Below are 19,217 nucleotides of genomic sequence, written 5' to 3'. Positions count from 1 at the left end.
CCCGACGCCACACGAAGCGCTCTTCCCGCCCAGCCGGCACGACTCGCAGCCTCCGATCACGACAGTGATCGGCCAGAGCAATGAAGAATGGGTAGTGGCCGTCCGGCACGGGGGATTCAGTGGCGAAGTCCGGGTGCCGGTAAAGGACGGTCGGGGGCCGCCTCAGGTCTGGCTCAACGACCGGAGGTGGCCCACAGTGGCCGTGACAGGCTCGGACTTCCAGCGGTGATCTTCGCCCGGATCCGGGCGGTGTGGATCTCCGCCTTCCAGGTCTTCACGTCGTACGCGCCGTCGTGGCGTCGGCCGACTCGTTGGGGGCTAGCTTTCCCGAGTCCCCGGTCCGGGCCCTTCGCGGCCCGGTGTAGCAGCGCGGCGCACTGTGTCCAGAGCCCCGGCGAGGTGGGTGAGGGCGCTCGCCGACAACGGTGCTCGCAGTTGCCGATCGAGTTCGTCGTCCAACGTGGCTCGTGCCGCCTCGAGAAGGCTCAGGCCGGTCGGTGTCAGTTCGACGAGGGATGAGCGGCGGTCCTCCGGATTCGGCCTGCGGGAGAGCAGGCCGGGCTTCTCGAGCCGGTCGACAGCCTGACTGACGCCGCCGACCGTGATGGCCAGCGCTTCCGCGATGTCGTACACCCGGCACAGTGCTGTCGCCTCGACCACCATCAGAACGTTCAGACCGCCGAGCGTGACGTCGTGCTCGCGTCGCAACCGGGCATCGACGCTGTTCCACAGCACGGTCTCGAACCGCACCAGATCATCGAAAACCTTCCGCAGGCCGGCATCGTCCATGGCTCGACATTAGCTTAGTCACAACTAGCTTAGGGCTAAGCTAGTTAGCGCTATCGTAGGTTGCTGGCGCCGCAATGCGTCGCATCCACCACCTGCAGACAGGAATGATCATGAGCAGCGAGCAGCGCACCGCGATCCATCAACTCCTCCGGGACGCAGACTTCGATCTCGGCGGCGAGGTCGCGATCCAGCGATCGTTGCTGGAGCACATGCTGACCGCCCATCCCTTGCCGGACGACGTCCGGACCTCCACCGGCGAACTCGGCGGCGTGCCCGTCGTGTTTGCGGACGTGGCCGGCGTGGACGCCTCCGGAGTGCTTTTTCACCTGCACGGCGGCGGGTTCTCTCTCGGCTCGGCCACCGGGTCGGTCGGCCTGGCCACGAGCCTGGCCCGTCTGGCCGGACTGAGTGTCGTCACGGTCGACTACCGCCTGGCTCCGGAGAACCCCTATCCTGCCGCCGTCGAGGACGCGGTCAGCGCTTACCGGGCCCTGCTCGAGCGTGAAGGAAGCGCGGCGAACATCGTCGTGACCGGTGAGTCGGCCGGCGGGAACCTTGCCGTCGAGCTCCTGCTGGCCATTCGGTCGGCGGCGCTCGCGCAGCCGGCCGCAGCCGTGCTGTTCTCTCCGATGACCGATCTGACGGTGAGCGGGGCCAGTTTCCGTACCAAAGCGACCGCTGACCCGAACATCACCGCGGCGGCCATTCGCACCAGGGTCGCCGACTATCTGAGCGGCACCGACATCGATCCGGCCGACCCGAAGGTCAGCCCCGTCTTCGCCGATCTGACCGGCCTGCCCCCGCTCCTCGTCCAAGCCGGATCGAACGAGGTCCTGCTGGACGACGCCACCCGTCTGGCCGTCCGGGCCGCGGCCGACGACGTGCCGGTGATCCTGGACGTCGTCCCCGACGTGCCGCACGTCTTCCAGGCGTTTTCTGGCCTGCTCGAGGAAGGGGCCGCGGCGCTCGACCGGGCCGCCCGATTCATCCGCGATCACCTTGTCGGTACCGGGCCGGCGGCGCCGGTCGGCCAGGCGCCTCGCCTGACGGTCGAGTCGTGAGGATCGCGGTAACCAGGGCGGACGCAGCCTCGTCCCGGGTCCCGGGGTGGGAGCAGTAGCTAGGGCCCGATGTGAAGGTAGGGCATCCAGAGGACCGGCCGGCCGGGGCGCCGGGCCCGGAGCGAGCGCAGGGCATGGTGGAGGGCCGTTGCCGCCTGGGCCGGGTCCGGAGTGCCGTCCTCCGCCAGCGCGCGGTAGAGCAGGTCGGTCAGCCGCGGGGTGATGGCATCGTTGATGGTCCACTGAGCAGCGATGACGTGGCGGTAGCCGGCGAGTTGGAAGCCGGCCGCGAGGTGGAGGGCTTCTTCCAGCAACCGTCCGCCGGTGGCGGTCTGACAGGCCGACAGCACGGCGATCTGTGCGTCGTCGAGTCGTAGCCGGGCGATCTGCGGGACGCTCAGCGGGCCGTCGTAGAGGTAGACGGCGTTCTCCGACGGCTCGGTCAGGTTCTGGGAGCCGTGGCAGGCCAGGTGGATCCACGGATGCGCCGGCAGGAGATCGAGGACGGCCGCGGTGGTGGCCGCCGGTCCGACGAGTACGCGGGGAGCCGGGCGCCGGACGTGTCGCCTGATGATGGCCAGTTCCGCGTCCACGCCGGGCAGGTCGGGCAGCCCGGGCGGCTCGGGAGTCCGGGGCAGGCCGATCGCGAGGACGGATCGCGCGCCGGCCGCCGGTGTGGTGCTGGGCCGGCGCGCGCGGAGGAGCGCGCCGAGCGTCGGGGTGTGGGACGAGACGACCCGGTCGATGACCGCGCGTCCGTCGGCGGCGCCGTGATATCCGGCCGCGTGGATCGGCAGCATCGTGAGCCCGCTGGTGGGGCACCACCAGACCCGGGGCCACGGACGGCCGTCGGCGGGTGTGTCGGTGTGGCCGAGCGCGTCCAGGACCGGGCCGGCGACCGCGTCCCAGAGCCAGGCCAGGGTCTGGTCGAGGTGGGCCTCGGCGGCATCCCCGTCTGGCGTCCCGGCCGGGGCGGCTTCGAGTTCTTCGAGAGCGTTCAGGTACACGAAGGTCTGTGCGGCAACGGTTCCCACGTCGATCGGCAGCGGGATCGCGGTGGCGCGGTCGGTCGTGACGGCCAGAGCGTGGCAGCCTTCGTCGCTGACGTTGAGGAGGACGATCGTCCCGCCCTGCGCGGCCCGGCGCAGTACGTCGAAGGGGGCAGGCCGGAGAAAGTGCTCGAACCCGGGTACCTGGCGGATCCGATTCAGCAGTTCGTCGTGTTGGTGGGCGACGCCGGGCCTGATGCGCCGCGGCGAGGTTGGATCGGTACCCGCCGAGGTTGCGGTGGCCCGCCGGCACCCGCGCGACGGCCCGGCTGAGCAGGTCGATCGCGAGGCCGACGTCGGACGGGTCGGAGGAGAGGCGGAACCGCTCGACGAGCGCGCCTCCGAGGTTCGAAAGGTAGGCATCGCGTTCCGGTGCTCGTCCGTCGAGAGGTCCAGCGCTCGGCGGAGGCATCGGATGCTGTCGGAGAGGAGTGCGGCGTCTCCGGTGCGCCGGTACTCGGTGAAGAGCCGGGCTTCCCTGGTTGTTCCAGTCGTCGGGCTCGCGGTGACGGCCCCGGAGGTCCCCACCGCTCGCGAGAGCCGTACCGGCCCGGCTCCCGGTCCGATGTCACGCAGTCAGTGGGAAACCAGGCCGGTGATTTCTCCCTGTTCGGTCGCCTTCGCCTTGATCGCATCGACGGCCTTCTCCGGCGAGGCTCCAGCCGCCACGCCAGTGGGGGCGCTCAGGGCGTAAACGGTGAACCGATAGTGGTGAGTGCCCGACGGCGGACAGGGCGGGGTCCACCCGACGGTGCCACCGGAGTTCTTCGCCTGGTGCGCGCTGGCGGGCACCGTAGCGCCGAGCTTGTTCGTGCCGGCGGGGAGGTCGGTGACGATCCAGTGGTAGAAGTCGCCCTTCGGCGCATCAGGATCGTCGACGACCAGGGCGAACGCCTTTGCCGGGGTCGGCGTCCAGCTCACCGTGGGTCGATAACCCGCGGCCTTGCAGGTGAAGTTCGGCGGGATCGTCTCGCCGTCGCCAAACGTGTCGGTGGCGACGACCAGACCGGTCGGGACCGACGTCGGTGCGGAGGATGGCGGGGCATCACAACCGGCGAGCAGCCCTACGACGGCGGCCAGCAACACAGCCCGACGGATCACGGCTCCATCTTGGCACTCGTCAGCACGCTCGACGACGTGGGTCCGGGCCGATCTACGCCGGGGTCCGGGTCGGTCGGCGCTTGCGGATAGCGGTCTACCGTTCGCCACGCACCAACCTCTGCTGGCGAGCCTTCGAGGCCTTCGGCAACGCCCGGGACCGGGAAACGTCGTGGGCCTGCACCGCGCCATCACCCTGACCCCGACCCAGCCTGAGGACGGCTCGCACCAGGGAAAACCTCGACGCGGTGGTCGGACTGCCGGCCGTACGCCGCTATCGTCGGACGGTGTTCACTGCACGGTGCCGGCCGCAGACGACCGTTGCGCCTGCGGGGCTGCGGCGAGAAGCGGCGCATCCCGTAGAAGCGACGACTCCCGCGTGTGCAGTGGAGAGCTGGTTCCGCTGGGGGCTGGCCGACTTGACCGGCCTGCCGGACGGGCCGCCGACGGCGCCTGCCGAGCCCGCCGCGGGCCGGATCGGCGCGCTGCTCGCTTGTCTTCCGGGATTGGACGTCGATCCGGCGGGCGTGCTGGCGGACCGGGCGATGCTGCACGGCTGGCGGCGTCGCGGGCGCATTTCCGTGAACGGCACGTGTCGGCTGCTGCGGGCCGCCGACGGGTGGGTCGCAGTGAACCTGTCCCGCCCCGCCGACGTCGAACTCCTTCCCGCGCTACTCGAGGCGGAGGTCGGATCGGATCCGTGGGCCGTGCTGACGGCCGCGGCCGCGGACCGTCCGGCGGAGGCTCTCGTCGGCCGTGCACAACTGCTCGGGATTCCGGCGGCGGTAGCGGGCAGCGAACGCGAGCTGCCGCCGCTGCGGAGGCACGTTCTCGGCGAGGCGAGCCGGATGCCGGATGCTCCGCTGGTCCTGGATCTGTCGGCCATGTGGGCGGGGCCGCTCTGCGCTCACCTGTTGGGCCGGGCCGGTGCGCAGGTCGTGAAGGTGGAGGACGTCCGGCGTCCGGACGGTGCGCGGTTCGGTCCGGCCGCGTTCTACGAAGAGTTGCACGCTGGGCACGCCGGCGTGGTCGTCGATTTCGCGACCGCCGAGGGGCGGGCGGCGCTGGCCGCGCTGGCGGCCGAGGCCGACGTGGTGATCGAGAGCAGCAGGCCGCGAGCGCTGGCGCGGCTCGGGCTGCGTGCCGAGGAGTGGCTGGCGGCCTGTTCCGGGCGGATCTGGATTTCGATCACCGGCTACGGCCGGGCTGATCCCGGGCAGCGGGTCGCCTTCGGCGACGATGCGGCGGTGGCCGGTGGACTGGTGGCGTCCGCGCCCGACGGCACGCCGGTGTTCTGCGGCGATGCGATCGCCGACCCGCTGACGGGTCTGCTCGCAGCGGCCGCGGGGCTGGCGTCGTGGCGGGCGGGTGGCGGTCAGTTGGTGGACGTCGCGATGGCGGGGGTCGCCGGCTGGGTAGCGGCGCCCGGCGACGGGCCGTGGTACGCCCACGTGCGGGACGAGGCGGGCGGGTTGCGTCACGAGGATGCGTCGTGCTGATTCAGGGCGCCGAGGTCGACGGCGTCGCCGGGGTGGACGTCCGCATCGATCCCGGCGAGGGTGGCCGCACCGGGGCGGGGCGGATCGTCGCGGTGGGGCGAGGGCTGGCGGCGCAGGTGGGTGAGGACGTCGTCACGGCGGACGGTGGTGCGCTGATCCCCGGGTTGCACGATCACCACGTGCATCTGCGGGCGTGGGCCGCGACGCGGTGGTCGGTGCCGCTGGGCTCCGTTCGCGATCCGGGCGAGTTCGACCGCCGCGTGCGGGATGGGGCGGTGTCCGCGCCGAGCGGTGCGTGGCTGCGCGGCGTCGGCTGGCACGAGAGCACCGGTGGCGCGCTGGACCGCTACCGGCTCGACGCGCTCACCGGCGCCCGGCCGGCACGAGTGCAGCACCGCACCGGCGCGATGTGGGTGCTCAACAGCGCGGCGCTACGCGTAGTTGGTGCTGAGAACGCCGGGCCGGCCGGGATCGAGCGCGACGCCTCCAGGGCGCCGACCGGGCGCCTGTACCGGCTCGACGACTGGCTTCGGGACCGCATTCGCCGCGCGGAGCCCGATCCGTTCCCGGCCGCGCTGTCCGCGCTGACCGGCGAGGCCGCCGCGCGTGGCGTCACGCGGTTCACCGACGCGACGCCCGGACGTGATCAATCCGAGACCGATGCGCTGGCCGCCCTGGCCATTCCACAGCACCTCACGCTCATGTCCCCGCCGGGAATCACCGGCCCGGGCGTCGGCCCGCACAAGATCGTTCTGAACGATACGACACTGCCCGAGGCGGGCGAACTGGCCGAGACCATCCGGGGCAGTCATCGAGCCGGGTTCCCGGTGGCGGTGCACTGCGTGACCGTCGAGCAACTGGTGACGCTGCTGGCCGCGATCGAGGACGCCGGTGGCCTTCCTGGCGACCGGGTGGAGCACGCCGGGGTCGTGCCTCCCGGATCGGCGGTGCGGCTGGCCCGGCAGGGGATCGCGGTCGTGACGAACCCGGGTTTTCTCGCGGACCGCGGCGACGTGTACCGCCGGGACGTGCCGGCGCCGGAACGGGACTGGCTGTACCCGGTCCGGTCGCTGCTCGACGCCGGGGTGACCGTCGCTGCCGCGACCGACGCGCCCTTCGGGCCGGCCGACCCCTGGGTGGCTATCGCCGCTGCGGTGACCCGCCGGACACCGGATGGTGAGGTCCTCGGCCCGCACGAGCGGATCTACCCGGCCGAGGCGCTCCGACTGTTCCTCGAGGACCCCGATCGCGCGGGCGGCCGCCGGAGGATCGCGCCGGGCCAGCCGTCGGACGTGTGTCTGCTCCACGTCCCGCTCGAGGTGGTGCTGCGCGATCCCTCGTCGACGCACGTGCGGGCGACGTTCGGCTAGGAGGCGCAGCGTTTACTGAGATCCCCGTTTCGACACGCACAGGAGGACACACCCGGCATGACGATCCGTGCGACCGCCCCGGCCCGAGGGGAAGCGCTCAGAGGCAGTCGGAGGGCACTGCGGTGATCCTCAGTGTACGCGAGTTGCTCGACGCGCTCGGGGATCCGAAGGCCACGGAGACGTTCTCCGCCGCACTCGGGGAGCCGCTGCTGGCGGTCGAAGTTGCCGATGGCGCGTCCGCTGCCGGGCTGGCCGCGATCGTCGACCCGAGCCGGTCCGCGGTGGATCTGCGGGCGCTTCCCTGCGCGGTGGTGCTCTCGGTGCCCGATCCCGCGGTGTTCACCGGGTCCGGTCACGTGCCGTTGCTCCTGGGCGACGTCCTGCTCACCGAGGACCCGGATGCTCCGCGCCCTTACGTCACTCCGGACGACGGGATCGCCGGTGGGCTGGCGGCGCTGACCGCGGTGGCCGACGCGGCACCGATCGCTGCCGCGTCGCTCGCCCTGCTCCTGCGCGGAGCCGAAGGACCGGACGTTCCGGTCGGGCTGGCCGCCGAGTCGGCGGCCTACTCGGCGCTGCAGTCCGGCTCCGAGTTCACCCGGTGGCGTAGCCGCCGGCCGGCCAAGCCGGCCGACGCAGATCCCCAGCGAGTGCACGTCGAGCGCGTGGGCGACGTTCTGCGCGTGACGCTGGCCCGGCCTCGGCGCCGGAACGCCATCGACGCGGCGATGCGCGACGCGCTGGCCGACGCGTTCTCTGTTGCCGTCGCCGACCCGGATCTCACCGTCGAGCTGCGCGGTGACGGACCTGACTTCTGCGCGGGCGGTGACCTCGACGAATTCGGCAGCCGCCCGGACCCGGCACTGGGCCATCTGATCCGCCTCACCCGCAGCCCCGCTCGTCTCCTGCACTCCGTAGCGGCCCGCACCACCGCGTACCTGCACGGCGCGTGTCTCGGTGGGGGCATCGAGCTCCCGGCGTTCGCCGGGCGGGTCGTCGCGGCGCCGGACGCGTCGACGGGGTTGCCGGAGGTGGGGCTCGGCTTGATACCCGGCGCAGGCGGGACGGTCAGCCTCCCGCGGAGGATCGGGCGGCAGCGCACGGCGTGGATCGGCTTGTCCGGTCGCCGCGTCGACGCGTTGCTCGCGCTGGAGTGGGGTCTGGTGGATGCGGTGGAGGACACCCCGCCCACCTGACGACCCGGGTCGCCGTCGCCGGCATCGGGCGGTCGAGAGCAGATCGCATTTCCGGGCCGCCCTGCGGACGTACGAGGTGTTCGGCCTCAGTCCGGGAGTTCGGCCGCGGCTAAGCCGTGCGCAGACACGGGGACGTTCCGCGCGAATTTGCCGATGATGTCCCAGAGCTGGGTGCGTGTCTGAGCGAAGTTGTGCATGTGTGCCATTCGCGGCACGACGGCGAGACTGACATGTCGACTACTCCGGTAGGCGCCGGGCTCCACCCACGGATCGGGGACGGTGTCCCGCTCGCCGCTGGCGACGAGCACGGGTACGTTGATGGCCGCTGCCTCCGACGCCACCGCGCCTGGCGTCATCATTGTTATCGCGCAGGCAGGGACCGTTGCGCTTCCCCACGGAGTGGCGGCATCCCCCCGTACGACGCCCGTGTAAGGACGGTAGGAGGCAAGGTCGGCCTCCATGAGTTCCACCGCCTCGTCGGGCCAATGGAAACAGAATCGGTAGTGCGAGTCGTCGGGTGCTACGACACCGAGCACCTGGTCCGCGATCGGACGTACGTCTGTGCCCCGGAGCGGCATCGGATAAGTCAGACGGGACCCGTCGGGCGCGGGGAAATTCGTGTAGACACCGCTCCACCCGAGCATCGCGACGCCGTCGAACGACCGGTGGTTGGCCTGCTGCACCGTGAGCAAGCAACCGCCCATCGACTGGCCGATACCGACAACGGACGCCACCTCGATGGCCGGGAGATCGTCGGCCAGGCTGCCGGCCCGGAGGCCCGCGACGACCGACTCCGTCGTCGCATGGTTCGCGGCCGCCATGTTCTCGTACGTCAGCGAGAAGGTGTCCGGATGGTCGCTGTCGCCGACGTGCAGATGGTCGCAGGCCACGAACACGAAGTCGTCGCCAGTGTGGTACTCGGCCTGGCTGTAGCCGGGCAGAGTGCGCACGTCGTAGTAGCGCCGGCCGAATCCGCCGCCAGGAAAACCGACGATTACCGGCACCGAGCCGTCCACGGAGTCCGGCACGTGCACGGTGACCGCCGTCTGCAGGTTACCCGGTAGATCGGTCCGGCCCGTCACATCGATTTTCAGATCGAAAGAGCGCATCGTTGCCCCTCGGGTCGCGTGCGGACTGACGGCTCGGCCGCCTGCTGAGCCCGCACGGACTCAGCACGCAGCCGATTGAACCCGTCCCTCTCGCCGAGAGCATCGGCGCGGGGACTCCTTCGGTCAGGCAGCGTTGCCGGGGGGCTCGCCGATGTGCGGAAACAGATCCAGGAACGCGCCCACGGTGATTCGGTGGCGCACCGCCGGGTCCACGCCCTCGAACAGTTCGTGGAGAGTCTTCTGGGTGTGGCCGTAGGTGCCTTCGAGGTGGGGGTAGTCGCTACCGAACATGACGTTCCGGTAGTTCATGCCCAGCACGGTCTGCACCGCGGTCTCGTCGTGCTGGAACGAGACGTAGACCTGCCGGTAGATGAACTCCTTCGGAGGCATCGACAGGACCGGGCGCACGAACATCGAGTGCTGCCGGTAGGCCTCGTTCATGCGGTCGCCCAGGAAGGGTGCCCAGGCGGCGCCGCCCTCGGAGACCAGGATCCTGAGGTTCGGGTACCGATCGAGCGCCCCGCCGGCGATGAGCTGTGCGGTCGCCCGCTGCCCTCCGTACGTGGTCTCGTTGAAGTTGAGCACCGCCCCACCCGGGCCGCGGTACATGACGGTTTCGCCGTCGGTACCGATGTGGATGGACAGGATCAGCCCGGTCTCTTCGATCGCCCGCCAGACCGGATCCCATTCTTCGCTGTTCCAGGTCGGTCGGCCCGGCGGCGGCACGGTCGGGATGAACACGGCGTAATAGCCGTTGGCCGCCACGCGGTGCACCTCGGCGACGGTGTCCTGGACATCGAGGAGCGGAAGGGTCGCGGTCGCGATCAGCCGCTTCGGCGCCTTGTGCTGGATCTCCGACATCGCCCAGTCGTTGAGGGCCTTGGTGCCCTCGCGAATCAGTTCCGGATCTTTGATGTAGTTGGCCCACATGCCCAGCGACGGGAACGTCACCTCGCCCCAGATGCCCTCCTGGTCGAGGTCCTTGACCCGCTGCGCGACGTCACCGGCACCGGGTGGGCGCACCGACAGGGTCTCGATCGTCTGGCCCTTGAATTCGCCGTCCCGGATCGGCTTGGGCAGGGGGCGGCGTAACGACTCGCCGTCGATGTAGACGGTTTCCCAGCCGTCGTCGCCCTTGACCGATCGCGGCATGCGCTCGGCGAGGGCGGGCGGCATGATCTCCTGGAACAGGTCGCCGGGCTCGAGGAAGTGTGAGTCGCCGGAGTTCGCCCAGATCTTTTTTTCCATGGTGCGCTCCTCCTGAGCGGTAGATCTTCTAACTATACGTGCGACTGCGCAGACGACCGAAAGAACTCGTCGACGATCTGGGCCAACTCGCGGGGCTTGTCGCTCTGCACCGCATGCCCGGCTCCGGCCATCGTGATCGCCCGCGCGTTCGGTGCGGTCCGCACGAACGTCTCTTCGTCGTCGTCGGAGACGAATGCCGACTCGCCCCCGCGCACCAGCAACGTCGGCATGCGCAGGCGTCCGACGTCGTCCCAGAGCGGGGTGAAGTCCGGTGCCGGGTGCCCGCCGAGGTCGTAGCGCCACTCCCAGCGGCCGTCGTCGCGTCGGCGTGTGTTGTGCAGAACTCCACGCCGGACGGCTGCTGCCGGACGTCGTGGTGAGGCGCGTACCGCCAGTTCGACCATCTCTTCGCGGGTGGCGAAGCTGCCGACGCCGTCCACCAGCGCGGTGCTGCCCCGCTGGGTGGGAGTCAGCGTCGGCATCCGCAGGGACACGTCGGGCGTGACGTCGACGACTACGAGCCCCGCGATGCGGTCCGGCCGGCGGGCGGCCAGCCGGATCGCGGTGAGACCGCCGAGCGACATGCCGACCAGCAGCACCGAGTCGTGGCCGATCACCACCGGCGCGAGCGTCCGAGCGTTCTGCCAGGGCCAGTAGTCGTGATCGGCGCGTCGAGCGGAGTGTCCGTGGCCGGGCAGATCGACGGCCAGCGCTGCCCGTCCAAGGATGAGCAGCACTGAATCCCAGGTGTGCGCGTTCTGCCCGCCACCGTGCAGGAACACCAGTCGGGGTACCCCCAGCCCCCAGCGCAACATGCTGACATCGCTGAAGTCGAGCCGCTCGACGACCGGCAGCGGTGCGTCCAGCTCCCGGGCGGCTTCGCGGAGCAGCTCCAGTTCCTCAGACACGAGTACTCGCTCTGGCCCGGAGGACCCGGCGCAGCAGCTTGCCGGTCTCGTTGTAGGGCAGTTCGTCGAGGAAGTGGATCTCCTCGGGCGTGCAGGTGGACCGTAGCCGCGTCCGCACGTGGTGCTGTAGGTCGGCCTCGCTCCCGGTGACACCCGCGGTAGGCACCACGTAGGCGACGACACGCTCGCCCCACCGCTCGTCAGGGGTACCGACGACGGCGGCCTCGGCGACATCGGGATGCTGGAGCAGCACCTCCTCGATCTCGCCGGGGGAAATGTTCTCCCCGCCACGCACGATGACGTCGTCGAGCCGGCCGGCCAGGAACAAGTAGCCGTCGGCGTCGAGGTAGCCGCTGTCGCGGGTGGAGAACCACCCGTCCGACGCGTCGCTTCCGAGGTACTCCCCGGCGACCTGTTCGCCGCGGACCCACACCTCGCCGACTTCTCCGGTCGCCACCGGGTAGCCGAGTGGGTCCCGGACCTCCAGCTCGACGGCCGGAGTCGCCCTGCCCACCGAGCCGAGCCGGGCGCGGACGGTGGTGTCGTCCGACGTCGCGGCCGTCCGGTGGTCGTCCGGCGTCAGGATCGCGATCGTCGAGGACGTCTCGGTCAGGCCGTAGGCATTGACCAGATTCACGTGCGGCAGCAACCGCATGGCGCGCTCGACGACGGGTGTCGGCATCGGCCCGCCGCCGTAGGAGAGATGGGTGAGCGACGGTAGCCGCGTTCCGGTGGACTCGAGCTCTTCGAGAATTCGCCCGAGCATGGTGGGCACCACCATGGCGTGCGTGATCGCCTCGTCGCGAGCGCGCGCCACCCAGTCGCGCTCGGTGAATGCCGGTAGATAGACCAGTCGTCGGCCCGCGTACACCGCCGACAGCACCGCTGACACACCCGCGATGTGGTACGGCGGGACGCTGACCAGCGTGGCCTCGTCCTCGCCGGCCGACGCGAACTCGCTGGTGTTGAGGATGTAGGAGGTCAGATGCCGGTGGCGCAGGACGGCCGCTTTGGGTGGGCCGGTCGTGCCCGACGTGAACAGCAGCACCGCTACGGCCTCGTCGTCCTCGTCGGCCGGTGTCTCCTGCGGCACCTGGGTGATCAGCCGCTCCTCGAACTCCGCCCGGGTGATGACGGCGAGCCCCTCGGTCGCACCGAGGCGGTCGATCACCGGTGGATCCACGACGAGGTGCGCCGGCACGTTCCGCGCGACGAGATCGCGGAGGCGGTCGTCAGCGAGCCGGTAGTTCAGCGGGACGAAGGGAACGCCGGCCAGAGCCGCGCCGAACAGCAGTACCGGCAGCGTGCCGGAGTTGAGGTCCAGCATCGCCAGCCGGCGTGCGGCCGGATCCGCGCGGACGAATCCGGCGGCGCGCCGGGCTCGGGTGAGCAACTCGGCGTAGGTGGTGCCGCTGCCGCGAGAGCCCACGGCGGTGCGATCGGGCAGGCCCTCGGCCGCCATCTCCAGCAGGAGCGCGATGTTCATGGCGTGTGCCGTCCCTCAGTCGGAGGTGGGCAGCGGTTTGGCCTCGCGCAGCGCGAGCGGGCGATCGGCGACCGCGAGAGAGCCCGGGCCGCCTTTGCTGCAGAGGACCTCGAGTCCGATCGACTCGTCGACGTACCGCTTGCCGACCTGCGTACCGTCCGCGAACGCGGGATCCAGCGTGTTGCCACCGCTGGTTGCGGTGGTCACCATCGGGTGGCCACCACAGCGCAGGTCGACGTCGCCCGACGGGCCGCGGATGACCATGACTTCGGTCGTGTCGACGGTGCTCTTCCATCGCGAACCGACGCGCATTCGAGGGGCCTTTCGATCGGGAGGGTCAGGCAGCTTTTTCGAGGATGTGGACACCGCAGGCCGAACCGAGGCCGATGACGTGGGCGAGGCCGACCTTGGCGTCGGCGATCTGCCGGGGTCCCGCCTCCCCGCGCAGGTGGGTGGCGACCTCCCAGATGTTGGCGATTCCGGTCGCCGAGACGGGGTGCCCCTTGGATTGCAGGCCGCCGGAGACGTTGACCGGGGTCTTGCCGTCGCGCCACGGGGCGCCGGACCGGAAGAAGTCGACGGCTCCGCCGGGCTCGCAGAGCTGGAGGTTGTCGTAGTGCACCAGCTCAGCGGTGGCGAAACAGTCGTGCAGCTCGACCAGATCGAGGTCGTCGGGACCGATGCCGGCCTGCTCGTAAGCGGTGGTCGCGGCCTGCCTGGTCAGAGTGTTGATGTCGGGCAGGACCTGGCAGGCCTCCTGCCACGGATCGCTGGTCAGCACCGACGCGCTGATCTTCACCGCGCGGCGCTGCTGCTCCAGCGAGAGCGTGCGGAGCTTGGTCTCGCTGACGACGACGGCAGCCGCACCGCCGTCGCAGTTGGCCGAACACATCGGGCGGGTGTTCGGATAGGCGATCATGACGTCGTTCATGATCTGCTCCAAGGTCATCGCCTTCTGGTAAGCGGCCTTGGGGTTGAGCGTGGAGTGGGCGTGGTTCTTCTCCGAGATTTTGGCGAAGAGCTCGAAGTCGGCACCGCCGTACTTGTGGCCGTACTCCATGCCGATCTGAGCGAACACGCCGGGCATCGTCTCCGTGCCGACCCGTCCGTCCAGCGGCGCCACGGCGCCGAACCGGCCTCGGCGCACCCAGTCCGTGTCGTCCTGGGCGGCGTTGCCGGTGAGGAGCCCGGCACCGGCCAGCTTCTCGACGCCGACCGCGAGGCCGCAGTCGGTCTCACCGGCTTTGATCGCCATGATGGCCACCCGCAGAGCGGTGGCTCCGGTCGCGCACGCGTTGGCGACGTTGTACACGGGAACGCCGGTCTGGCCGATCTGCTTCTGCAGCAACTGGCCGAACCCACTGTCCCCGATGAGGTTGCCGGCACCGATCACGCCGACGTCCTTCATCGTCAAGCCGGCGTCGGCCAACGCGCCCAGCGCGGCCTCGGCGCCGAGGTCGAGCACGTCCTTGTCCTTGTGCTTGCCGAACTTCGTCATCTGGATCCCGACGATCCACACGTTCTCGGACACTGCGGCCCCTCTCAGTTGACCGGCTCGAAGCCGTAGCCGACCGCCTCGACACCGTTCGCATCGGTGCCGACCGGCACCGTCGTCAGACGGAGGCGCATCCCCAGCGTCACGTGCTCGGGGTCGGGTGGCGTGTTCACGACGTTGCCGCGCACGCTGGTGCCACCGCAGTCGACGACGCCGGCCACGAACGGCACCGGAACGCCCTCCGCCGCGAACTGGACGATCGTGAAGGTGCGCAGGGTGCCTTCCGGCGGCACGGTGACCGGCCGGAACGTGGTGGACTCACAACTGGCGCAGGCGCTCCGGCGATCGAAGTACCGGGCAGCGCATCCGGTGCACTCCTGCGCGACGAGATGAGGCTCGCCGTCGAGCACCAGGTAGTCCACCAGTGAGATGCGCTCCACACCGACCTCCAGGTTTAGGTAGATGATTGCACCATAAACGATGGAGGTGCGGCGCGGAAGCGTTTGGGGCCGCTATCCCAGCTCGTCTGCGAGCTGGGGCGGCAGAACGCCGGCGTTGTCGCCCAGGTCTCCGGGGAAGATGATCGAGATCCGCGCGAGGTTGCCGCCGTCGGTGGCCGGTAGGCACACCCCCGACATGTACGCGGACTCGTCCGAGATGAGGAACAGCGCCGCGTAGGCGTTGTCCTTCAGCGACGGCGGCCGGTCGAGCTTCAGCGGAATGGACGTGGCCCGTTTGTCCCAGGGCTGCATTTCCTCGTAGCTCTTGCCCAGTACCTCCGCGTCGGGAGGCATCGCGAAGTTGATGCTCATCCCGTGTGCCGGACACAGGGCGTTGGCCCTGATCCCGTGGTTGCCCAGCGACAACGACATGCCTTTGACCAGTCCGTTGACGCCGTGCTTGGCGGCGGCGTACCCGGGGAAGCCGGGGTAGGCCGCGAAACCCGCCATCGACGAGACCGCCAGGATCGTGCCGCTGCCCTGCTTCTTCATGGTCGGCACGACCGCTTTCGCGGCCATGAAAACCCCCGTCAGGTTGACGTCGAGCATGCTCTTGAAGCCCTCGACGGAGATGTCCTCGAACGGCAGTGTTCCGAAGCCCTCCTCGGGGACGCCGGCCGAGGCCATCAACCCGTCGACCCGCCCGTACGTGTCGAGCGCGAATTGCACGGCGGCCTGGCACTCGGCCAGTTCACGCACGTCGGTCTTGATGCCGACCGCGGAGCCGCCGGCGCCCCGCACCTCTGTTGTCACCCGGTCGACGCGGGACTCGACGACGTCGGTGACGACGACCTGTGCGCCCTCGGAGGCGAACAGCAGCGCGCTCTCCCGTCCCAAGCCCGATCCCGCGCCGGTGATCAGGATGGTCTTACCGGCCAGGCGGCTCACGCGGTCACCGGAGCCGGGGTGGAGATGGTCTTGGCCTGCAGGTACTCGCGGAAGCCGTCCTCGCCGTGCTCCCGGCCGATCCCACTGATGCCGTAGCCGCCGAACGGCGTGTCGGGAGAGAGGTAGAACGAGGCTCCGACGTTGACGGTGCCGGCCTTCATCCGGTTGGCCAGGCGCCACGCGCGCTCGGGATCCGTCGTCTGGATGTAGGATGACAGCCCGTAGCGCGAGTTGTTGGCCACGCGCACGGCCTCGTCGTCACCTCCGTCGTAACGCACGACGGTGAGCACCGGGCCGAAGACCTCGGTCTGCGCGAGCTCGGCATTCTCGTCGACGTCGGCGACGACGGCCGGTTCGAACCAGAAGCCCTTGCCGTTGGTCGGCGACGTGCCCTTCCGCCCGCCCACCAGCACCCGCGCACCGGCGTCGACGGCTCGGTCGACCAGGCCTTCCATCCGGTCGAGTTGGGAGCCGTTGACGATCGGGCCGACGACGTTGGCCGGGTCGAACGGGTCGCCCCAGGGCGTGGCACCGACCACGGCGGCGAGCCGCTCGAGCACCTCGTCGTAGCGAGAGGCGTGCACGACGAGCCGGGTGGCCAGCGCACAGCCCTGGCCACTGTTGGACATGCACCAGCCGACGCTCAGGGGCACGGCCAGGTCGAGGTCGGCGTCGTCGAGGATGAGGTTCGCCGACTTGCCACCGAGCTCCAGGCAGGCTTTCCGGATACCGACCGCGGCGCGTTGCATGATGCGCTGGCCGACGACGTGCGAGCCGGTGAAGTGGAACATGTCCACCCGCGGATCGCCGGTGAGCGCCTCGCCGGCGAGGGCCTTGTCCTGCGAACTGATCACGTTGAGCACGCCCGGCGGCAGGTCGGTCTGCTCGGCGGCGACCTTGGCGATGAAGGCGCCGGTGAGCGGCGTGTCCGGTGCGGTCTTCAAAACCACCGTGTTGCCGGTGGACAGCGCGTGGTGGATCTTCCAGATGTCCGACATGAAAGGGGCGTTCCACGGCGTGATCGCACCGACGACGCCGTAGGGCTCGTAACGCACGCGACGCGCGCTGGGCAGTCCCACGCCCGTGTAGACACCGAAGTCGGACTCCCACTCGAACCGGCCGATCAGGTCGGTGAAGAAGCTCATGTCGTCGACCTGGACGTCGACGTGCGAGCCCATGTTCGAGATCGGGGTGCCTGCCTCGGCCACCTGGATCTGCTTGGCGGTGTCCGCCTCTTTCCGCAGCGCGGCCTGGAACTGGTGCAGCACGGTCTGCCGGAAGGCGTGGTTCGTGCCCCAGTCGGTCTCGTCCGCGGCGCGCCGGGCCGCGGTGACGGCAGCCTCGACGTCCTCGGCTCGGCCGTCGGCCGCGGTGCCCACCACGGTCTCGTCGGCCGGGCTGATCACCGGGAACCGGTCACCACCGGCGGCCTCCACGAACTGACCGTCGATGAACAGTCTGCCTTCGGGCTCGAAGTTCACTGGGAGCCTCCGTTTCTGGGAGCGAAACGATCGGGGGTGAAGACGATCGGGAGCGAGAGCGCCGCGCGAACGCCGTAGTTGATCCAGACGACCGTGTTTCCGGGCGCGATCCGGTAGTCGGGGATGCGCCGGTGGAACTCCGACAGCGCGACGCGCAGTTCGAGCCGCGCGAGATTCGTGCCGAGACACCGGTGCGGACCCGCCGCGAAGCCGACGTGGTTGTTGTGCGGCCGGTCGAAGTCGACGGTGAGCGGGTCGTCGAAGTTCGCGGGGTCGACGTTCGCCGCGGCCCAGAGCACTTCGACGGTGGTTCCCGCCGCGAACGCGCGGCCGTTGATCGTGATGTCCTCGGCGACCCAGCGGTGGGCGAGGGGTACCGGGGATTCGAAGCGCTGGATCTCCTCCACGGCGCGCCCCAGCAACGACTCGTCGGCCACGATGCGCGCCCGTTCCGCCGGGTGCTTGGCGAGCCACGCGAGCTGGCAGGACAGCGAACTGGTGACGGTGTCGATGCCGGCGATGACGAGCAGGTAGCAGATGTCGACGATCTCCTCGTCGGTCAGCGTCCGGCCGTCGACCGTCGTGGTGAGGAAGCCGCCGATGAGATCGTCGGTCGACGGCTTCGCCCGCCGACGGGCCAACTCGGACACCAGGTAGTCGTAGGTGACCTGGCCGGCCCGGTTCATGTACTCGCGCTGCTCGGCGAGGGTGGCGCCGTGCGGGCGGACCACCGCCTCTTTGAAGTCGAGGAACACCGGTAGGTCCTCGAGCGGGAGGCCGAGCAGGTCGATGAAGATGAGGGACGGCAGGGGCCCGCACAGCGCTTCCATCAACTCGGCTTCGCCGGCTTCGATGAACTCGTCGATCAGCGCGCTGGTCCGGGTGCGGATCCGGGACTCGAGATAGGCGACGTTCCTCGGCGAGAACAACGGATCGAGCAACCGGCGATAGAAGCGGTGCCGATCGCCGTCGAGGTCGAGCGGGATCAGCGGCCGCTGCGCGCCCATGTTGTAGTGGACGCCGTCGGTAGCGCGGACCGCTGGATGGCGTAAGAACTCCACGATCTCGGCACGGGAGGCAAGAACCTCCGTTCCGTCGTCGGGGCGTCGGCGGAGGTCACCGCGAGCGAGTTCCGAGAACGCCCGCTGCGGGCTCTCCTCGTCCCAGCTGTCGAGGAACTCCGCCAAGGTGAACGGTGGTCTGACAACGTTGTCGGTGGACATGACGCACTCCCTCGTCGTTAAGGGAATTCAGTCCGGAAGAGTTAGATCTTTGACCGCTACGGCGCAACGATGGCGTGCCAGGAGCGGTGTGTCAAGATACCGCCGCTATCTTGGTCGCACCGCGAGCGCGTGTGACGGTCAGTCGCGCAGGGACGAGCCGCGAACGATGTAGCCGGCGAGCTCCTGGGCGAGGACGGGCTGGTCCGGGCGGGAAGCCGGGTCGGCGTAGAGCGCGTCGTCGAGGACGGCCATGCCGAAGATCAGGGCGAAGCTGAAGCGGACCGCGTAGCTCACCTCGATGGTCCGGCTACCGGTCGCCGTGACCTCATCGGTCACCTCCGCCTGCAGCTCGGCGAACAACTCTTCCAGCAGCCCGGCGACGTTACGCGACGGCCCGCCGGAGATGGGGCCGATCATGGTGGCGAGCATGCGCCGGTTGTCGTGGCAGAGAGCGTAGAGACCCTCGACGAACACCCGCGTGTCGTCGATCGACGAGTTCCGCCCGTGGCCGCCGTCGGTCCAGCGGCGCACGTAGTCGCGGATGAACTCGCGGAACGGATTGAACACCGCGGCGACGAAGAGGTCTTCCTTGCTGGTGAAATGCCGGAACAGCGTGGCGTGGGTGACCTGGGCCCGCTCCGCGATGGCGCGGGTACTGACGCGGTCGTACTCCACCTCGGTGAACAGCTCGCGAGCTGCGCCCAGCAGTAGCGAGCGGACCTCCTCGGGCCGGCGCCGCGTGCGGTTGGTGGAAGTAGCCATGCCCGTCATTGTGCTTGGCGGGCCGGGCGGAGAGTGATCAGCATCGCGGCCGCAG

General features: G+C 69.9%; 18 protein-coding genes. 4 read left to right on the top strand and 14 right to left on the bottom strand.

The features are described 5' to 3' along the window. Nucleotides 1-318: 318 nt before the first annotated feature. Nucleotides 319-789: a MarR family winged helix-turn-helix transcriptional regulator gene (locus ACIBZJ_RS05690; RefSeq protein WP_395925861.1), complete on the bottom strand. Its 471-nt coding sequence runs from the start codon at nucleotides 787-789 to the stop codon at nucleotides 319-321. 110 nt (nucleotides 790-899) lie between these two features. Between ACIBZJ_RS05690 and ACIBZJ_RS05685 the strand changes: the two genes are divergently transcribed. Beyond that, a complete protein-coding gene (locus ACIBZJ_RS05685; protein ID WP_395925860.1) occupies nucleotides 900-1,850 on the top strand; it encodes an alpha/beta hydrolase in 951 nt (316 codons plus the stop codon). 59 nt (nucleotides 1,851-1,909) lie between these two features. On the opposite strand, the gene ACIBZJ_RS05680 is transcribed toward ACIBZJ_RS05685, so the two are convergent. After that, nucleotides 1,910-3,262 carry a CHAT domain-containing protein gene (locus ACIBZJ_RS05680; protein WP_395925857.1) on the bottom strand — a complete coding sequence of 451 codons (1,353 nt, stop codon included), beginning with the start codon at nucleotides 3,260-3,262 and terminating at the stop codon, nucleotides 1,910-1,912. Between the two features lie 213 nt (nucleotides 3,263-3,475). Next, nucleotides 3,476-3,985, bottom strand: coding sequence for a YbhB/YbcL family Raf kinase inhibitor-like protein (locus ACIBZJ_RS05675; RefSeq protein WP_395925855.1), 510 nt, complete (start codon nucleotides 3,983-3,985; stop codon nucleotides 3,476-3,478). A 398-nt stretch (nucleotides 3,986-4,383) separates the two neighbouring features. Here ACIBZJ_RS05675 and ACIBZJ_RS05670 point away from each other — a divergent pair, with 398 nt between their 5' ends. The 3 genes from ACIBZJ_RS05670 to ACIBZJ_RS05660 all read left to right on the top strand — a co-directional run bounded on the left by ACIBZJ_RS05670 (nucleotide 4,384) and on the right by ACIBZJ_RS05660 (nucleotide 8,062). Further along, complete coding sequence (locus tag ACIBZJ_RS05670; protein ID WP_395925853.1) at nucleotides 4,384-5,496, top strand: CoA transferase; 1,113 nt, start codon at nucleotides 4,384-4,386, stop codon at nucleotides 5,494-5,496. Further along, entirely contained in the window at nucleotides 5,490-6,866 is a 1,377-nt protein-coding gene (locus ACIBZJ_RS05665) for an amidohydrolase family protein (RefSeq protein ID WP_395925851.1), read from the top strand. The genes ACIBZJ_RS05670 and ACIBZJ_RS05665 overlap by 7 nt, the downstream gene beginning before the upstream one ends. 122 nt (nucleotides 6,867-6,988) lie before the next feature. Continuing rightward, a complete protein-coding gene (locus tag ACIBZJ_RS05660; protein ID WP_395925849.1) occupies nucleotides 6,989-8,062 on the top strand; it encodes an enoyl-CoA hydratase/isomerase family protein in 1,074 nt (357 codons plus the stop codon). 86 nt (nucleotides 8,063-8,148) lie between these two features. Here the strand turns inward: ACIBZJ_RS05660 and ACIBZJ_RS05655 are convergent, their stop codons facing one another. The 11 genes from ACIBZJ_RS05655 to ACIBZJ_RS05605 all read right to left on the bottom strand — a co-directional run bounded on the left by ACIBZJ_RS05655 (nucleotide 8,149) and on the right by ACIBZJ_RS05605 (nucleotide 19,162). Continuing rightward, nucleotides 8,149-9,171 carry an alpha/beta hydrolase gene (locus ACIBZJ_RS05655; protein ID WP_395925847.1) on the bottom strand — a complete coding sequence of 341 codons (1,023 nt, stop codon included), beginning with the start codon at nucleotides 9,169-9,171 and terminating at the stop codon, nucleotides 8,149-8,151. Between the two features lie 123 nt (nucleotides 9,172-9,294). Continuing rightward, nucleotides 9,295-10,419, bottom strand: coding sequence for an amidohydrolase family protein (locus tag ACIBZJ_RS05650; RefSeq protein WP_395925845.1), 1,125 nt, complete (start codon nucleotides 10,417-10,419; stop codon nucleotides 9,295-9,297). Nucleotides 10,420-10,451: 32 nt separating this feature from the next. After that, nucleotides 10,452-11,327 carry an alpha/beta fold hydrolase gene (locus tag ACIBZJ_RS05645; RefSeq protein ID WP_395925843.1) on the bottom strand — a complete coding sequence of 292 codons (876 nt, stop codon included), beginning with the start codon at nucleotides 11,325-11,327 and terminating at the stop codon, nucleotides 10,452-10,454. Further along, nucleotides 11,320-12,813, bottom strand: a complete 1,494-nt coding sequence (locus tag ACIBZJ_RS05640) for a class I adenylate-forming enzyme family protein (protein WP_395925841.1) — start codon at nucleotides 12,811-12,813, stop codon at nucleotides 11,320-11,322. The genes ACIBZJ_RS05645 and ACIBZJ_RS05640 overlap by 8 nt, the downstream gene beginning before the upstream one ends. 15 nt (nucleotides 12,814-12,828) lie before the next feature. Beyond that, nucleotides 12,829-13,125, bottom strand: coding sequence for a hypothetical protein (locus ACIBZJ_RS05635; RefSeq protein ID WP_395925839.1), 297 nt, complete (start codon nucleotides 13,123-13,125; stop codon nucleotides 12,829-12,831). 25 nt (nucleotides 13,126-13,150) lie between these two features. Further along, complete coding sequence (locus ACIBZJ_RS05630; RefSeq protein ID WP_395925837.1) at nucleotides 13,151-14,344, bottom strand: thiolase family protein; 1,194 nt, start codon at nucleotides 14,342-14,344, stop codon at nucleotides 13,151-13,153. Nucleotides 14,345-14,355: 11 nt separating this feature from the next. Then, the gene (locus ACIBZJ_RS05625; RefSeq protein WP_395925835.1) at nucleotides 14,356-14,748 is read right to left on the bottom strand and encodes a Zn-ribbon domain-containing OB-fold protein; all 393 of its coding nucleotides are present in this window, start codon (nucleotides 14,746-14,748) and stop codon (nucleotides 14,356-14,358) included. 72 nt (nucleotides 14,749-14,820) lie between these two features. After that, entirely contained in the window at nucleotides 14,821-15,696 is an 876-nt protein-coding gene (locus ACIBZJ_RS05620) for an SDR family NAD(P)-dependent oxidoreductase (RefSeq protein WP_395925833.1), read from the bottom strand. Next, nucleotides 15,693-17,177 (bottom strand): aldehyde dehydrogenase family protein, encoded by a 1,485-nt coding sequence (locus ACIBZJ_RS05615; RefSeq protein ID WP_395925831.1) that lies wholly within the window; start codon nucleotides 17,175-17,177, stop codon nucleotides 15,693-15,695. Before ACIBZJ_RS05615 ends, ACIBZJ_RS05620 begins: the two co-directional genes overlap by 4 nt. Next, on the bottom strand, nucleotides 17,174-18,400 hold the full coding sequence (locus ACIBZJ_RS05610; RefSeq protein WP_395925829.1) for a cytochrome P450: 1,227 nt from the start codon (nucleotides 18,398-18,400) through the stop codon (nucleotides 17,174-17,176). Before ACIBZJ_RS05610 ends, ACIBZJ_RS05615 begins: the two co-directional genes overlap by 4 nt. 138 nt (nucleotides 18,401-18,538) lie before the next feature. Next, a complete protein-coding gene (locus ACIBZJ_RS05605; RefSeq protein ID WP_395925827.1) occupies nucleotides 18,539-19,162 on the bottom strand; it encodes a TetR/AcrR family transcriptional regulator in 624 nt (207 codons plus the stop codon). Between the last annotated feature and the right edge of the window lie 55 nt (nucleotides 19,163-19,217).

The organism is Cryptosporangium sp. NPDC051539 (genome assembly GCF_044454545.1).
Taxonomy (GTDB): Bacteria; Actinomycetota; Actinomycetes; order Mycobacteriales; family Cryptosporangiaceae; genus Cryptosporangium.
The sequence above is the reverse complement of the archived record's forward strand: the minus strand, read 5'-3'. Positions and strand labels throughout refer to the sequence as shown.